Origin of the sequence: Terrisporobacter vanillatitrophus (assembly GCF_051148895.1) — a bacterium.
Classification (GTDB): domain Bacteria; phylum Bacillota; class Clostridia; order Peptostreptococcales; family Peptostreptococcaceae; genus Terrisporobacter; species Terrisporobacter vanillatitrophus.
In genome coordinates, this window is record NZ_CP154625.1 from 85,983 (window position 1) to 101,810 (window position 15,828).

The 15,828-nt window shown below is 33.9% G+C and carries 26 protein-coding genes; all 26 read left to right on the forward strand.

All coding sequences use genetic code 11. The features are described 5' to 3' along the window. Nucleotides 1-274 precede the first annotated feature (274 nt). Nucleotides 275-697 (forward strand): 30S ribosomal protein S12, encoded by a 423-nt coding sequence (rpsL, locus tag TVTCOM_RS00570; protein WP_018590910.1) that lies wholly within the window; start codon nt 275-277, stop codon nt 695-697. Nucleotides 698-832: 135 nt separating this feature from the next. Beyond that, the gene (gene rpsG / locus TVTCOM_RS00575) at nt 833-1,303 is read left to right on the forward strand and encodes a 30S ribosomal protein S7 (RefSeq protein WP_018590911.1); all 471 of its coding nucleotides are present in this window, start codon (nt 833-835) and stop codon (nt 1,301-1,303) included. A gap of 68 nt (nt 1,304-1,371) precedes the next feature. Further along, nucleotides 1,372-3,438 (forward strand): elongation factor G, encoded by a 2,067-nt coding sequence (gene fusA, locus TVTCOM_RS00580; RefSeq protein ID WP_434797938.1) that lies wholly within the window; start codon nt 1,372-1,374, stop codon nt 3,436-3,438. A gap of 101 nt (nt 3,439-3,539) precedes the next feature. Further along, on the forward strand, nt 3,540-4,733 hold the full coding sequence (gene tuf, locus TVTCOM_RS00585) for an elongation factor Tu (protein ID WP_434797930.1): 1,194 nt from the start codon (nt 3,540-3,542) through the stop codon (nt 4,731-4,733). 367 nt (nt 4,734-5,100) lie between these two features. After that, complete coding sequence (gene rpsJ / locus TVTCOM_RS00590; protein ID WP_018590366.1) at nt 5,101-5,412, forward strand: 30S ribosomal protein S10; 312 nt, start codon at nt 5,101-5,103, stop codon at nt 5,410-5,412. Nucleotides 5,413-5,506: 94 nt separating this feature from the next. Beyond that, entirely contained in the window at nt 5,507-6,136 is a 630-nt protein-coding gene (rplC, locus tag TVTCOM_RS00595) for a 50S ribosomal protein L3 (RefSeq protein WP_434797939.1), read from the forward strand. Between the two features lie 27 nt (nt 6,137-6,163). After that, nucleotides 6,164-6,787 (forward strand): 50S ribosomal protein L4, encoded by a 624-nt coding sequence (rplD, locus tag TVTCOM_RS00600; RefSeq protein WP_434797940.1) that lies wholly within the window; start codon nt 6,164-6,166, stop codon nt 6,785-6,787. Next, nucleotides 6,787-7,077: a 50S ribosomal protein L23 gene (rplW, locus tag TVTCOM_RS00605; RefSeq protein WP_434797941.1), complete on the forward strand. Its 291-nt coding sequence runs from the start codon at nt 6,787-6,789 to the stop codon at nt 7,075-7,077. Before rplD ends, rplW begins: the two co-directional genes overlap by 1 nt. Nucleotides 7,078-7,106: 29 nt before the next feature. After that, nucleotides 7,107-7,937 (forward strand): 50S ribosomal protein L2, encoded by an 831-nt coding sequence (gene rplB / locus TVTCOM_RS00610; protein ID WP_434797942.1) that lies wholly within the window; start codon nt 7,107-7,109, stop codon nt 7,935-7,937. A gap of 54 nt (nt 7,938-7,991) precedes the next feature. Next, nucleotides 7,992-8,273: a 30S ribosomal protein S19 gene (rpsS, locus tag TVTCOM_RS00615; protein ID WP_434797943.1), complete on the forward strand. Its 282-nt coding sequence runs from the start codon at nt 7,992-7,994 to the stop codon at nt 8,271-8,273. Nucleotides 8,274-8,304: 31 nt separating this feature from the next. Beyond that, a complete protein-coding gene (rplV, locus tag TVTCOM_RS00620) occupies nt 8,305-8,640 on the forward strand; it encodes a 50S ribosomal protein L22 (protein WP_434797944.1) in 336 nt (111 codons plus the stop codon). Between the two features lie 21 nt (nt 8,641-8,661). Then, nucleotides 8,662-9,474, forward strand: coding sequence for a 30S ribosomal protein S3 (gene rpsC, locus TVTCOM_RS00625; RefSeq protein ID WP_434797945.1), 813 nt, complete (start codon nt 8,662-8,664; stop codon nt 9,472-9,474). Between the two features lie 30 nt (nt 9,475-9,504). Next, nucleotides 9,505-9,936, forward strand: a complete 432-nt coding sequence (gene rplP, locus TVTCOM_RS00630) for a 50S ribosomal protein L16 (RefSeq protein WP_018590374.1) — start codon at nt 9,505-9,507, stop codon at nt 9,934-9,936. Nucleotide 9,937: 1 nt separating this feature from the next. Then, entirely contained in the window at nt 9,938-10,141 is a 204-nt protein-coding gene (rpmC, locus tag TVTCOM_RS00635; RefSeq protein WP_434797946.1) for a 50S ribosomal protein L29, read from the forward strand. Nucleotides 10,142-10,164: 23 nt separating this feature from the next. Next, entirely contained in the window at nt 10,165-10,419 is a 255-nt protein-coding gene (gene rpsQ, locus TVTCOM_RS00640) for a 30S ribosomal protein S17 (protein ID WP_434797947.1), read from the forward strand. A gap of 25 nt (nt 10,420-10,444) precedes the next feature. After that, nucleotides 10,445-10,813 (forward strand): 50S ribosomal protein L14, encoded by a 369-nt coding sequence (rplN, locus tag TVTCOM_RS00645; RefSeq protein ID WP_018590377.1) that lies wholly within the window; start codon nt 10,445-10,447, stop codon nt 10,811-10,813. Nucleotides 10,814-10,835: 22 nt separating this feature from the next. Beyond that, nucleotides 10,836-11,141 carry a 50S ribosomal protein L24 gene (gene rplX / locus TVTCOM_RS00650; RefSeq protein ID WP_026255079.1) on the forward strand — a complete coding sequence of 102 codons (306 nt, stop codon included), beginning with the start codon at nt 10,836-10,838 and terminating at the stop codon, nt 11,139-11,141. A 25-nt stretch (nt 11,142-11,166) separates the two neighbouring features. Then, nucleotides 11,167-11,709 (forward strand): 50S ribosomal protein L5, encoded by a 543-nt coding sequence (gene rplE, locus TVTCOM_RS00655; protein ID WP_434797948.1) that lies wholly within the window; start codon nt 11,167-11,169, stop codon nt 11,707-11,709. Nucleotides 11,710-11,726: 17 nt separating this feature from the next. After that, nucleotides 11,727-11,912 (forward strand): type Z 30S ribosomal protein S14, encoded by a 186-nt coding sequence (locus tag TVTCOM_RS00660; protein ID WP_018590380.1) that lies wholly within the window; start codon nt 11,727-11,729, stop codon nt 11,910-11,912. 31 nt (nt 11,913-11,943) lie between these two features. Further along, entirely contained in the window at nt 11,944-12,342 is a 399-nt protein-coding gene (gene rpsH, locus TVTCOM_RS00665) for a 30S ribosomal protein S8 (protein ID WP_148490100.1), read from the forward strand. A gap of 29 nt (nt 12,343-12,371) precedes the next feature. Then, nucleotides 12,372-12,914: a 50S ribosomal protein L6 gene (rplF, locus tag TVTCOM_RS00670; protein ID WP_434797949.1), complete on the forward strand. Its 543-nt coding sequence runs from the start codon at nt 12,372-12,374 to the stop codon at nt 12,912-12,914. Between the two features lie 35 nt (nt 12,915-12,949). Continuing rightward, the gene (rplR, locus tag TVTCOM_RS00675) at nt 12,950-13,318 is read left to right on the forward strand and encodes a 50S ribosomal protein L18 (protein WP_018590383.1); all 369 of its coding nucleotides are present in this window, start codon (nt 12,950-12,952) and stop codon (nt 13,316-13,318) included. Nucleotides 13,319-13,340: 22 nt separating this feature from the next. Beyond that, nucleotides 13,341-13,847, forward strand: coding sequence for a 30S ribosomal protein S5 (rpsE, locus tag TVTCOM_RS00680; RefSeq protein ID WP_434797950.1), 507 nt, complete (start codon nt 13,341-13,343; stop codon nt 13,845-13,847). Between the two features lie 14 nt (nt 13,848-13,861). Next, complete coding sequence (gene rpmD, locus TVTCOM_RS00685) at nt 13,862-14,047, forward strand: 50S ribosomal protein L30 (protein WP_434797951.1); 186 nt, start codon at nt 13,862-13,864, stop codon at nt 14,045-14,047. A gap of 32 nt (nt 14,048-14,079) precedes the next feature. Then, entirely contained in the window at nt 14,080-14,523 is a 444-nt protein-coding gene (rplO, locus tag TVTCOM_RS00690; protein ID WP_039680330.1) for a 50S ribosomal protein L15, read from the forward strand. A gap of 35 nt (nt 14,524-14,558) precedes the next feature. After that, nucleotides 14,559-15,827 carry a preprotein translocase subunit SecY gene (gene secY, locus TVTCOM_RS00695; RefSeq protein ID WP_434797952.1) on the forward strand — a complete coding sequence of 423 codons (1,269 nt, stop codon included), beginning with the start codon at nt 14,559-14,561 and terminating at the stop codon, nt 15,825-15,827. Nucleotide 15,828 lies beyond the last annotated feature (1 nt).

A 15,828-nucleotide genomic window follows, 5' to 3' on the forward strand; every position in this document is an offset into this window, starting at 1 on the left:
AGAGTTCTTGACATCGATTGACGGTGATGTTAAAATGTAAAAGTGTGAAATTTAAAAGTTTACTTTAAACCACTGGTTTTTAGTAAACTTTTAAATAAGCATTTATATATAATTAAAGAACTATAAGTACCAAACTATTAAATGTTGCCTCTATATTTATAGTGGCTTTTTATGACATTTTATAGTGACAAACTATTACAAAGTCAGTATGAATTCATATTGATTTAGTTGGCGATCATTTAAGATCGAAAATATTGAAAAGGAGGTGCAGATGATGCCAACAATTAACCAATTAGTTCGTAAAAGTAGAAAAGCAATAGAAAAGAAATCTACTGCTCCAGCATTACAAAAAGGGTTCAACTCTTTACACAAAAAATCTACTGATGCTAGTGCTCCACAAAAAAGAGGAGTTTGTACTTCAGTAAAGACAGTTACTCCTAAGAAACCTAACTCAGCTTTAAGAAAAGTTGCCAGAGTTAGATTAACTAATGGTATAGAAGTTTCTGCTTATATACCAGGAGAAGGACACAACTTACAAGAGCATAGTGTTGTTCTTATAAGAGGAGGAAGAGTAAAAGACCTTCCAGGGGTTAGATACCATATACTAAGAGGTACATTAGATACTGCAGGTGTTGATAAGAGAATGCAATCAAGATCTAAGTATGGTGCTAAGAGACCTAAAGCTGCAAAAAAATAGATTACTAAACTAAACAATAAAATGACAATATTATAGTGCGGTGCTTTAAATATATATTCGTATTTATGGCATCACGGCATTTTATTATGTCGAGTACCTATGATTTAAGATTAAATAATTAAGGAGGGAAGCAAAATGCCAAGAAAAGGTAATGTTCCAAAAAGAGAAGTTTTACCAGATCCAATGTATGGAAGTAAAGTGGTAAGTAAATTAATAAACAATTTAATGATAGACGGAAAAAAAGGAAAAGCTCAAACAATCGTGTATGATGCTTTTGCTATAGTTGCTGAAAAAACTGGAGAAGATGCTTTAGAGGTATTCAACAAAGCTATGGACAATGTAATGCCAGTTTTAGAAGTTAAAGCAAGAAGAGTTGGTGGAGCTAACTATCAAGTTCCAATAGAAGTTAGACCAGAAAGAAGACAAACTTTAGGTTTAAGATGGTTAGTAAACTATACTAGAGCTCGTGGTGAAAAAGGTATGGTTGAAAAGCTTGCTAAAGAAATAATGGATGCTGCTAATAACACTGGTGCATCAGTTAAGAAGAGAGAAGATACTCATAAAATGGCAGAAGCTAATAAAGCATTTGCTCATTACAGATTCTAATTTTATACAAATGAAGAATAGAATTTGTTTGATATGAAATAATAAAGGATATCTTAAGGAGGATAACCATGGCTAGAAAGTTTCCTTTAGAGAAAACTAGAAATATAGGAATAATGGCCCATATAGATGCAGGAAAAACTACTACTACAGAAAGAATCCTATTCTATACTGGACAAACTCATAAAATAGGAGAAACTCATGAAGGAGCTTCTCAAATGGACTGGATGGAGCAAGAGAAGGAAAGAGGTATAACAATAACTTCTGCCGCTACTACTGCTCAATGGAAAGGCCATAGAATAAATATAATAGATACTCCAGGACACGTGGATTTCACTGTTGAAGTTGAGAGATCTCTAAGAGTTCTTGACGGTTCTGTTGCTGTATTCTGTGCTAAAGGTGGGGTTGAACCTCAATCTGAGAACGTATGGAGACAAGCAGATAACTACGGAGTACCTAGAATGGCATTCGTAAATAAAATGGACATCATGGGTGCAGATTTCTACAATGTTGTACAAATGATGAAAGATAGATTAAATGCAAATGCTGTACCAGTTCAATTACCAATAGGTAAAGAAGATTGGTTAGAAGGTGAAGTTGACTTAGTAGAAATGTGTGCTCACATATACAAAGACGACTTAGGAAGAGAAATAGAAAGAACTGAAATACCAGAAGATATGAAAGAATTAGCTGCTGAGTGGAGAGAAAAATTAATCGAAGCTGTAGCTGAAACTGATGAAGAGTTAATGATGAAATATCTTGAAGGAGAAGAGTTCTCTATAGAAGAAATAAAAACTGCTATAAGAAAAGCTACTATAGCATGTGAAATGAACCCAGTATTCTGTGGTTCTGCATACAAGAACAAAGGTGTTCAGTTATTGTTAGATGGTGTTATTGATTACTTGCCAGCTCCAACTGATATACCATCTATAAAAGGTGTATTAGAAAGTGGAGAAGAAGATGAAAGACACTCATCTGATGAAGAACCATTCTCAGCTTTAGCATTCAAAATAATGACTGACCCATTTGTTGGGAAGTTAGCATTCTTCAGAGTTTACTCTGGTGTAATGCAAGGTGGATCTTATGTTCTTAACTCTACTAAAGGTAAGAGAGAAAGAATAGGTCGTATCCTTCAAATGCATGCTAATACAAGAGAAGAAATAACTGAAGTATACGCTGGAGATATAGCTGCAGCGGTAGGTCTTAAAGATACTACTACTGGAGATACTTTATGTGATCCAGCTAGCCCAATAATACTTGAATCTATGGAATTCCCTGAACCAGTTATATCTGTTGCTATAGAACCAAAATCTAAAGCTGCTCAAGAAAAAATGGGTATAGCTCTTCAAAAATTAGCTGAGGAAGATCCAACTTTCACAGTTAAAACTGATGAAGAAACAGGACAAACTATAATATCAGGTATGGGTGAATTACACTTAGAGATAATCGTTGATAGATTATTAAGAGAATTCAAAGTGGAAGCCAATGTTGGTGCTCCTCAAGTTGCTTACAGAGAAACTATAACTCAACCAGTTGATGTAGAGTACAAATACTCTAAACAATCAGGTGGTAGAGGACAATACGGTCATGTTAAGCTTAGAGTTAATCCACAAGAGCCAGGTCTTGGATACAAATTCGAAAACAAAACTGTTGGTGGATCTGTACCTAAAGAATACGTTGGACCAACTGATACTGGTATCCAAGGTGCGATGCAATCTGGTTTAGTAGCTGGTTACCCAGTTGTTGACGTTGCTGTTGAATTATATGATGGTTCTTACCATGAAGTCGATTCATCAGAAATGGCATTCAAAATGGCTGGTTCAATGGCTATGAAAGAAGCTCTTAAGAAAGGTAACTCAGTATTACTTGAGCCATTCTTTAAAGTTGAAGTTGTTACTCCAGAAGAGTACATGGGAGATGTTATGGGTGGACTGAACTCTAAGAGAGGTCTAATCCAAGGTATGGAAGCTAGAAGTGGTGCACAAGTTATAAATGCATTCGTTCCACTTTCAGAAATGTTTGGATACTCTACTGAATTAAGATCTACTACTCAAGGTAGAGCAACTTACACAATGATATTCGATCACTATGAGCAAGTTCCAGCAAGTGTTGCTAAAAAAGTTGCTGAAGGTAAATAACAATTATTTACTTTGTAAATAAATAAATTAGTAAGACGAGGTTCATCCTCGTCTTATGATAATAAATTATAATAATAAAATATATTAGGAGGTATTTCACAATGGCTAAGGCTAAATTTGAAAGAAATAAACCACACGTTAATATAGGAACAATAGGTCACGTTGACCATGGTAAAACTACATTAACAGCTGCAATAACAAAAACATTACATGACAGATATAACTTAGGAGAAGCTGTAGATTTCGCTAACATAGATAAAGCTCCAGAAGAAAGAGAAAGAGGAATCACAATATCAACAGCTCACGTTGAATACGAAACTCCAAACAGACACTACGCTCACGTTGACTGTCCGGGACATGCTGACTACGTTAAAAACATGATAACAGGTGCTGCTCAAATGGACGGTGCTATATTAGTTTGTTCAGCAACTGATGGACCAATGCCTCAAACAAGAGAGCATATACTATTATCAAGACAAGTTGGTGTACCATACATAGTAGTATTCTTAAACAAATGTGACATGGTAGACGATGAAGAGTTATTAGAATTAGTTGAAATGGAAGTAAGAGAATTATTAAGCGAGTATGAATTCCCAGGAGATGACACTCCAATAATAAGAGGATCTGCATTAAAAGCATTAGAAGATTCTTCATCAGAGTGGGGAGACAAAATAATAGAATTATTCGAGCAAATAGATGAATATATACCAGCTCCAGAGAGAGATGTAGATAAGCCATTCTTAATGCCAGTAGAAGACGTATTCTCTATAACAGGAAGAGGAACAGTTGCTACAGGTAGAGTAGAAAGAGGAGTATTAAAAGTACAAGACGAGGTTGAATTAGTTGGATTAACTGAAGAACCAAGAAAAGTTGTTGTAACTGGTGTTGAGATGTTCAGAAAATTATTAGATAGCGCTCAAGCTGGAGATAATATAGGAGCATTATTAAGAGGTGTTCAAAGAGATGATATCGAAAGAGGACAAGTATTAGCTAAGCCAGGTTCAGTTAACGCTCATACAAAGTTCACTGCAGAGATATACGTTCTTAAAAAAGAAGAAGGTGGAAGACATACTCCATTCTTCGATGGATACAGACCACAATTCTACTTCAGAACAACTGACGTAACAGGAGCTTGTAAATTACCAGAAGGAACAGAAATGGTAATGCCTGGAGATAACGTAACTATAGAAGTTGATTTAATAAACTCTATATGTGTTGAAGAAGGATTAAGATTCGCCATCAGAGAAGGTGGAAGAACAGTAGCTTCAGGAGTTGTTGCAACGATAGTAGAATAATCTATTTTTAGATTATTTATATATAGAAAGAAAGAGGGGGTTAAACCTCTCTTTTTTTGTATACTATGTTGACAAGTAAGCGAAAAAATTATATACTAATCAAGTCGTTGTAAGGAAAAAAGATAATTTTTTTTTGAATGTAAAGATTAAAAAAATGTATACAAAAAATAAAAAAATATCTTGAAAAAAAGTTAATAATAAGATAAAATATAATAGTGTGCTTGAGAGATACGAATTAAGAAAAGAGAATTGGTCTTGAAATTTTAGTATTTTTACTTTTAAAAAACAGGAACACCCGGAACTGTGTATCGGTATTAAAATGAATAAGGGCTAATGATAAACAAGCGAAGAAGGAGGGAAATAAAACATGGCTAAAAATGAAAAAATAAGAATAAGATTAAAATCTTATGATCACAAATTATTAGATTTTTCTGCTGGAAAAATAGTTGAAACTGCTAAAAAAGCTGGATCACAAGTTTCAGGACCTGTGCCACTACCAACAGAAAAACAAGTAGTTACTATATTAAGAGCTGTTCATAAATATAAAGATTCTAGAGAACAATTCGAAATAAGAACTCACAAAAGATTAATAGACATAACAAACCCAACACCTAAGACTGTTGATTCTTTAATGAAATTAGACTTACCAGCAGGTGTTGATATAGAAATAAAGTTATAAGAACAAACACCTAAGATATTATCCTATAAGGTGACTATCTTAGAATGATTACCGAGTTAGGTAATCCGCTGTAAGAATTATAGGAGGTGCTAATATGAAAGGAATATTAGGAAAAAAAATAGGTATGACTCAAGTATTTACTGAAGTTGGTGAAGTAATCCCAGTAACAGTTATTGAGGCAGGACCGGTTGTTGTAACACAAGTTAAAACAATAGAAAATGATGGATACAATGCAGTTCAAGTAGGTTTTGTAGATGCTAAAGAAAAATCTTTAAACAAACCTCAAAAAGGACACTTAGCTGCAGCTAACACATTAAAAAAACATTTAAAAGAATTTAGAGTTGAGTCTGTAGATGCTTATACAGTTGGACAAGAAATAAAATCTGACGTATTTGCTGCAGGTGAAATGATAGATGTAACAGGAATATCTAAAGGGAAAGGATTCCAAGGTCCAATAAAGAGACATGGTCAATCAAGAGGTCCTGAATCTCACGGTTCTAGATACCACAGAAGACCAGGTTCAATGGGAGCTTGTTCTTACCCAGGTAGAGTTTTCAAAAACAAAAAATTAGCTGGACACATGGGTAGCGTTAAAGTTACAGTTCAAAACTTAGAAGTAGTAAGAGTTGATGCTGAAAAGAACTTTATATTAGTTAAAGGTGCTATACCAGGAGCTAAAGGTTCAGTAGTAACAATAAAAGAAGCAGTTAAGGCTTCTAAATAAGACTAACCTAAGAAAGGAGGATGCACAATGCCAAAATTAAATGTATTGAATATGAATGGACAAAATGTTGGTGAAATAGAATTAGCAGATTCTATATTCAATGTTGAAGTTAACGAACATGTTTTATATGAAGTAGTTAAAAACCAACTTGCAAATAAAAGACAAGGTACTCAATCTGCAAAAACTAGAGCAGAAGTTAGAGGTGGCGGAAGAAAACCTTGGAAACAAAAAGGAACAGGTAGAGCAAGACAAGGTTCTATAAGAGCTGTACAATGGATAGGTGGAGGAGTTGCTTTTGCACCAAAGCCAAGAAATTACAGATACACTTTACCTAAGAAAGTTAGAAGATTAGCTATGAAATCTGCTTTATCTTCAAAAGTACAAAACAACGAAATAATAGTATTAGATTCTTTAACTATGGAAGCTCCTAAAACTAAAGATTTTGCAGCTGTATTAAAAAACATAAATGCTGGTAAAAAAGCTTTAGTAGTAATGGCTGAGAAAAATGAAAACGTAATAAAATCAGCAGCAAATATACAAGGTGTTGAAACTGCATTAGTTAACACTATAAATGTTTATGATATCTTAAAATACGATTCTTTCGTAATAACAACAGATGCTGTTAAAAAAGTGGAGGAGGTGTACGCATAATGACTAATCCACACGATATAATAATAAAACCAATCGTTACAGAACAAAGTATGGCAGAAATGACTGAAAACAAATACACATTTGTAGTAAGCAAAAAAGCTAACAAAACTGAAATAAAAAAAGCTGTAGAAACTATATTCGGAGTTAATGTTGAAAAAGTAAATACATTAAACTACGATGGAAAAGTTAAAAGAATGGGTAGAAGTGTAGGAAGAACTGCAAGTTTCAAGAAAGCGGTAGTTAAGTTAACTGCTGATTCTAAAGAAATAGAATTCTTCCAAGGAATGTAATACCTTAATTAACGTAAGGAGGAAAAAAGATGGCTATTAAAAAGTTTAAACCGACTTCTCCTGCCTTAAGACAAATGACAGTTTTAGTTTCTGATGAGATAACAACTAACCAACCAGAGAAATCTCTTTTAGTTTCTTTAAAAAAGAACTCTGGTAGAAATGCTCACGGTAAAATAACTGTTCGTCACAGAGGTGGAGGAAACAGAAGAAAATATAGAGTAATAGATTTCAAAAGAAATAAAGATGGAATACCTGCAAAAGTTGCAACTATTGAATATGATCCAAACAGAACTGCTAACATAGCTTTATTAAACTATGCTGACGGTGAAAAGAGATATATATTAGCTCCAGTTGGAATAAAAGTAGGAGATACTTTAATGTCAGGACCAGATTCTGATATAAAACCAGGTAATGCATTAGCATTAAAAAATATGCCAGTTGGTACAGTAATTCACAACATAGAATTAAAACCAGGAAAAGGAGCTCAGTTAGTTAGATCTGCTGGTGTTTCTGCTCAATTAATGGCTAAAGAAGGAACAAAAGCTTTATTAAGATTACCATCAGGAGAAATGAGATATGTTTCAATAGAGTGTAAAGCTACTATAGGACAAGTTGGTAACGTAGAACACGGTAACGTTGTTATAGGTAAAGCTGGTAGAGTTAGACATATGGGTATAAGACCTACAGTTAGAGGATCTGTAATGAACCCTTGTGATCACCCTCACGGTGGTGGTGAAGGTAGAGCTCCAATCGGTAGATCTGGACCAGTTACTCCATGGGGTAAACCTGCACTTGGATACAAAACTAGAAAGAAAAACAAAGCATCTAATAAATTAATAGTTTCAAGAAGAACTAAATAATAGATGATTAAATAGATTTTATGAATTTATTTTACTCAGAGAGGAGGAAATTAGATGTCAAGATCAACTAAAAAAGGACCTTTTGTACATGCTAGACTATTAAAAAAAGTTGAAGCTATGAATGCATCAGGAAATAAAGAAGTTATAAAGACTTGGTCAAGAAGTTCAACAATATTCCCTCAAATGGTAGAACACACTATAGCTGTTCACGATGGGAGAAGACATATACCTGTTTATGTAACAGAAGATATGGTTGGACATAAATTAGGAGAATTTGTTCCTACTAGAACGTTCAAAGGACACAAAGACGACGAAAAGAGTAATAAGAGAAAATAATACATTCTGACTAAGGAAGGAGGAATAAACAATGGAAGCAAAAGCAATTGCAAAATATGTACGTGTATCACCAAGAAAAGCTGGACAAATATGTTCACTTGTTAGAGGTAAAAACGTTGATGAAGCATTAGCAATATTAAAATTCACTCCTAGAGGTGCTGCTGCAGATATAGCAAAAGTTGTTAAGTCTGCTAAGGCTAATGCTGAGAACAACCACGAAATGAACGCTGAAAATTTATATATAGAATCAATAGTTGCTAACCAAGGGCCAACAATAAAGAGATTTATGCCTAGAGCTCAAGGTAGAGCTACTATGATAAGAAAAAGAACTTCTCATATAGAAGTAGTTATAAAAGAAAAAAAATAGTCACGGATAGGAGGGAAATAAATGGGACAAAAGGTTAACCCACACGGATTAAGAGTCGGTGTTATAAAAGATTGGGATTCAAGATGGTTCACAACTGATAAAAAAGAGTTCGGAGCATTATTATTAGAAGACCACAATATACGTAAATTCTTAAAGAATAAATTATACTCTGCTGGAGTTGCTAAAATAGAGATAGAAAGATCTGCTAACAAGATCAAATTAGATCTTCATGTTGCTAAGCCAGGTGTTGTTATAGGAAGAGCTGGTGCAGGAATAGAAGCATTAAAAGCTGAGTTAGAAAAAATGACTAAGAAAAATATAATAGTAAACATAGTTGAGGTAAAAGCTACAGATAAAAACGCTCAATTAGTTGCTGAAAACATAGCTTTAGCTATAGAAAGAAGGGTTGCTTTCAGAAGAGCTATGAAACAAGCTGTTCAAAGAGCACTTAAAGCTGGAGCTAAAGGTATAAAAGTTTCTGCATCAGGTAGACTAGGTGGAGCTGAAATGGCTAGAACTGAAGGATACAGTGAAGGAAACGTGCCTCTTCAAACTTTAAGATCTGATATAGACTATGGATTTGCTGAATCTGATACTACTTATGGAAAAATAGGTATAAAAGTTTGGATCTGTCATGGTGAAGTATTACCAACTAAAAACGGAATAAATCCAAGAGAAGAAAGAAAAGATAATAGAAGAGACAGAAGAGATAACAAGAGAGATAATAGAAGAAGAGATTCTAGAGGAACTGATAGAAGAGGTCAAAGACCGCAACAAGGACAAAGACCTCAAGGACAAAGACCTCAAAGAACTGAAAACAAAGGTAATAAATAATAGTAAGGTTCGAGGAAGGAGGAAACACTCATGTTAATGCCAAAAAGAGTAAAACGTCGTAGAGTTCATAGAGGAAGCATGGCTGGTAAGGCTCAAAAGGGTAACAAAGTTACTTATGGAGAGTTCGGTTTAATGGCTATGGAAGCATCTTGGATAACTTCTAATCAAATAGAAGCTGCCAGAATAGCTATGACTAGATATATAAAAAGAGGCGGGAAGGTTTGGATAAAAATATTCCCTCACAAGCCAGTAACAAGAAAACCAGCTGAAACTCGTATGGGTGCTGGGAAAGGTTCTCCAGAATATTGGGTAGCCGTAGTAAAACCAGGAAGAGTTATGTTCGAATTAGCAGGTGTAGATGAAGAAAAAGCTAGAGAAGCTATGAGACTTGCTGCACATAAACTTCCAATCAAATGTAAATTTGTTAAAAAAGAAGATTTAGAAGTAAAGGGTGGTGAATAGGATGAAAGCTAATGAACTAAGAGATTTAACAAGCGAAGAGCTAATGAGTAAATTAAATGACTTCAAAAGTGAATTATTTAGCTTAAGATTCCAATTAGCTACTGGTCAATTAGAAAACACAGCAAGAATTAAGTTTGTTAAAAAAGATATAGCTAGAGTTAAAACTATCCTTGCTGAAAGAAAGTTAAACGAAACTAGAGCTTAATTTGGAGAGGAGGCTTTTTAAACATGGAAAGAGGAAGAAGAAAAGTTAGAATAGGCCGTGTTGTAAGTAACAAAATGGATAAAACTATAGTAGTTGCTGTTGAAGATTTCGTACGTCATGAGTTATATAACAAGCCTGTTAAAAGAACTAAAAAGTTCAAGGCTCACGATGAAAACAATGTATGTTCAATCGGAGATAGAGTTAAGATAATGGAAACTAGACCGTTATCAAGAGATAAACACTTCAGACTAGTAGAAGTTATCGAAAAGGTTAAATAGTTTTTCGAAAAGGAGGTATTACGATATGGTACAACAAGAATCACGTTTAAAAGTTGCTGACAATTCTGGTGCAAAGGAACTTTTATGTATCCGTGTATTAGGTGGAAGTAAAAGAAGATATGGTAACGTAGGTGACGTAATCGTTGCTACTGTTAAAAGTGCAACACCTGGTGGAGTTGTAAAAAAAGGTAAAGTTGTTAAAGCTGTTATAGTTAGAACAAAAAAAGGTATGAAGCGTAACGACGGATCTTATATAGCATTTGATGAAAATGCTGCAGTTATAATAAAAGACGACAAAACTCCAGTAGGAACTCGTATATTCGGGCCTGTTGCAAGAGAGTTAAGAGATCATGAATTTATGAAAATAGTATCTCTTGCTCCAGAAGTACTATAATAAGGAGGTGCAATAGGACATGATGCGTGTTAAAAGAGAAGATACAGTTGTTGTTATAGCTGGTAAAGATAAAGGTAAAACAGGGAAAGTTGTTAAAGTATTCCCTAAGACTAATAAAGTAATAGTTGAAGGTGTTAACGTTGTAACTAAACACCAAAAACCAAGTGCTATAAACCCACAAGGTGGAATAGTAAACAAAGAGGCTGCTATACACGTTTCAAATGTAATGCCAGTTGATCCTGAAACAGGAAAAGGAACAAGAGTTAGATTTGAAATGAAAGACGGTAAAAAAGTTAGAGTAGCAGTTAAGAGCGGAAAAGAAATATAATATAGCTTGAAAGGAGGGTCCTTAAATGGCTTCTAGATTACAAGAAAAATACAATAAAGAAGTTGCTCCAGCGATGATGGAGAAATTTGGATACAAAAACATAATGGAAATACCTAAATTAGATAAAATAGTTATCAATATGGGTGTTGGAAATGCTAAAGAAAATCCAAAAGGATTAGAAAAAGCAGTAGAAGAAATGGAAATAATATCTGGTCAAAAACCAGTTATAACTAGAGCTAGAAAATCAGTAGCTAACTTTAAATTAAGAGAAGATATGCCAATAGGTGCAAAAGTTACATTAAGAGCTGACAAAATGTACTACTTCTTAGATAAATTAGTTTCTGTTTCTTTACCAAGAGTTAGAGACTTCAGAGGAATTAATCCTAACGCTTTCGATGGTAGAGGAAACTACGCTTTAGGTGTTAAAGAGCAATTAATATTCCCAGAAATAGAATATGATAAAATAGATCAAGTTAGAGGAATGGATGTAATATTCGTTACTACAGCTAAAACAGACGAAGAAGCTCGTGAATTATTAAAATTATTAGGAATGCCATTTTCTAAATAATTAAAGGAGGGATTCCAGTGGCTAGAAAAGCGATGGTTGTAAAGCAACAAAAAAAGCAAAAGTATTCAACAAGAGAATACACTAGATGCTCAATATGTGGTAGACCACATTCTGTAATAAGAAACTTTGGTATATGCCGTATATGCTTCAGAGAATTAGCTTATAAAGGTCAAATACCTGGTGTAAGAAAAGCAAGTTGGTAAGATTTTTTTAAACTGAAAGGAGGGTTTCAATATGACAATGACAGATCCAATTGCAGATATGCTGACTCGTATAAGAAATGCGAACACTGTTAAGCATGAAACTGTTGACGTTCCTGCTTCTAACATAAAGAAAGAGATAGTTAGAATCTTATTAGAAGAAGGTTTCGTTAGAGGTTATGATGTTATAGAAGATGAAAAACAAGGAATAATAAGAATACAATTAAAGTACGGACAATCAGGCGAAAGAGTTATACAAGGTATAAAGAGAATATCTAAACCTGGTATGAGAGTTTATACAAATGCTTATGAAGTACCAAAGGTATTAAATGGATTAGGAATATCTATAATATCTACTTCAAAAGGTATATTAACTGATAGACAAGCAAGAAAAGAAAATGTTGGTGGAGAAGTAATCTGCTACGTTTGGTAATCAATCGAACTAAGTAAGGAGGTGCGACTATGTCAAGAATAGGTGTTAAACCAATAACAGTACCAGCTGGTGTTGAAGTTACTATAGCTGCTGATAATACAGTAACTGTAAAAGGACCTAAAGGAACTTTAACAAAACAATTTGATGGTGCTTTAACTATAAAACAAGAAGGAAATGTTATAACTGTTGAAAGACCAACAAATAACAAACAACACAGATCATTACACGGATTAACTAGAACTTTAATAGATAACATGGTAATAGGAGTTAATGCTGGTTTCGAAAAGAAATTAGAATTAGTAGGTGTTGGATACAGAGTACAAAAGCAAGGAAATAAATTAGTTATGAACTTAGGATACTCTCATCCAGTTGAAATGGTAGATCCAGAAGGAATAACTGTAGAATCTCCAAATCAAACTGAATTAGTAGTAAAAGGTATAGACAAGCAATTAGTTGGTAACTATGCTGCTAAAATAAGAGACTGGAGAAAACCAGAGCCATACAAAGGTAAAGGTATAAGATACGCTGGTGAAGTTGTAAGACGTAAAGAAGGTAAAACTGGTAAAAAGTAAGCCTAATTAAATAAAGGTTGAAAGGAGTGAGCTCAATGTTAAAGAAAGCTGATAAAAATGCTATAAGACTTCAAAGACATAAGAGAGTAAGAAGAAAAATATCTGGAACTACTCAAAGACCAAGATTATGTATATTTAGAAGTTCAAACAATATATATGCTCAAATAATAGATGACACTAATAGAGTAACTCTTGTTGCTGCTTCTTCTTTAGAAGCTGATGTTAAGGGTGCTGTTAATCATACAGGAAACAAAGAAGCAGCTAAATTAGTTGGACAATTAGTAGCTAAGAAAGCTGTAGAAAAAGGTATAACTGAAGTTGTATTCGACAGAGGTGGATACTTATATCATGGAAGAATAAAAGAATTAGCTGAAGCTGCAAGAGAAGCTGGTCTTAAATTCTAATTAAAAAAGGAGGGACATGCACATGCGTCGTAAATTAATAGATGCGAGACAACTAGACTTACAAGAAAAAGTTGTTGAAGTTAGACGTGTTACTAAAGTTGTTAAAGGTGGTAGAAACTTTAGATTCGCAGCTTTAGTAGTTGTTGGAGATGAAAACGGACACGTTGGAATAGGTTCTGGAAAAGCTATGGAAGTTCCAGATGCTATAAGAAAAGCAGTAGAAGATGCTAAAAAGAATCTTATAAGAGTACCTATGGTAGGAACTACTATACCTCACGAAGTTATCGGACACTTCGGTGCTGGAAGAATAATAATAATGCCAGCTCAAGAAGGTACAGGGGTTATCGCTGGTGGTGCTGCTAGAGACTTATTAGAATTAGCTGGATTAAAAGACGTTAGAGCGAAATGCTTAGGAACTAGAAATCCAAGAAACTTAGTAAATGCTACAATAGAAGGACTTAAATCTCTTAAAACAGCTGAAGGTGTAGCTGCACTAAGAGGTAAAAAAGTTGAAGATCTTTTAGGCTAAGGAGGTAGTGTGAAATGGCTAAATTACAAATCAAATTAGTTAGAAGTACAATAGGAACTACTCCTAACCAAAGAAAAAACGTGGAAGCGTTAGGATTAACAAAAAGAGAACAAGTAGTTGTTAAAGAAGATAATGCTCAAATGAGAGGTATGATCAAAAAAGTTAGTCACTTAGTTGAAATAACTGAAATAACTGAATAATTTATATACGGAATAAGAAGGAGGTGCAATCCATGAAACTACATGAGTTAAAACCTGCTAAAGGAGCAGTAAAAGCTAAGAAAAGATTAGGTAGAGGTACTGCTACTGGTCAAGGTAAAACTGCAGGACGTGGACAAAAAGGACAAAAGTCTCGTTCAGGTGGTGGAGTTAGAGTAGGATTCGAAGGTGGACAAATGCCACTTGCTAGAAGATTACCTAAAAGAGGTTTCACAAATATATTTAAAAAGCAATATACAGAAGTTAATGTTGAACTTTTAAATAGATTCGAAAATGGTACTGAGGTAACTGCAGAATTATTAAAATCTACAGGTGCTGTAAGTAAAATAGAAAAAGACGGTATAAAAATATTAGGACAAGGAAATCTTGAAAAAGCTGTTACAGTTAAAGCTGCTAAATTCACAGCATCAGCTCAAGAGAAAATAGAAAAAGCTGGAGGAAAAGCTGAATTAGTATAATTTAAGCTTTCTAGCAATACTTGTGGGGTGATTACGTGCTATCAAAGATAAAACAATCTTGGAAAGTTAAAGATGTAAGAAAAAGAATCTTATATACCCTAATGATGATTCTAATATTTAGAATAGGTACTACTATACCAGTTCCTGGAGTCAATACCAGTATTATAAAGGATATGGTAGGCAACAATAGCCTACTTTCCCTATATAATATGTTTGTTGGGGGCGCTTTCAGTAACTTTACTCTATTTGCATTAGGTATAGGGCCGTTTATTACAGCTTCAATTATTATACAGCTTCTTACAATCGGGTTTGATAGTTTAAAAGAACTACAAAAGTCTGGTGAAGAAGGTAGAAAAAAAATGAATGCATATACTAGATATACAGCTTTAGCATTAGGGTTTGTACAAGCTATAGGTATTACACTAGGGATTGTAAGATCAGCTTTAGCATCTGATAGCATATTTTTCATTTTAACAGTTATAGTAACTTTAGTTGCCGGCAGTATGCTTGTAATGTGGATGGGTGACAGAATTACTGAAAAAGGTTTAGGTAATGGTAGTTCAATTATAATATTCGTTGGTATTATATCAAGAATACCAACAGATCTAATTGGAACTGTAAAAGATGTAAATCAAGGAAGTTTAGCTTTATGGGCTGCAATGTTAATTGTTGTTGTAATGCTAATAACTATAATGGCAGTAACATATATAAATGAAGCAGTTAGAAAAATTCCAGTGCAATATGCTAAGAGAGTTGTTGGAAGAAAGTTATATGGAGGAGACAGTTCTCATATACCAATGAAAGTAAACCAATCAGGTGTTATGCCAATAATATTTGCTAGTTCACTTTTAGCTTTTCCACAAACTATAGCAGTGTTCATGGGAGAAAGTGCTCAAACATTTGTATCAACTTACCTAAGTACAAGTTCAAACATAGGTTTTTGGATATATAGATCTTTAGAAGTTCTATTGATAGTATTTTTCTCATATTTCTACACTACTATATCATTCAATACTGAAGATATAGCAGAAAATATGAAAAACAATGGTGGATTTATTCCTGGAGTAAGACCTGGAATGCCTACAATTGATTATCTAAATAAAATATTATCAAAGCTAACATTAGCAGGAGCTGTATTCTTGGCTATAATTGCGATGATACCAGCATTCACAGTACATTTCTTGAATGTTCAAATGAGCTTAGCTGGAACGTCTATACTAATCGTTGTAGGGGTAGCTCTTGAACTTAAGAGACAATTAGAGTCACACCTTGTTATGAGAAGTTATCAAGGATTTTTAAAATAAA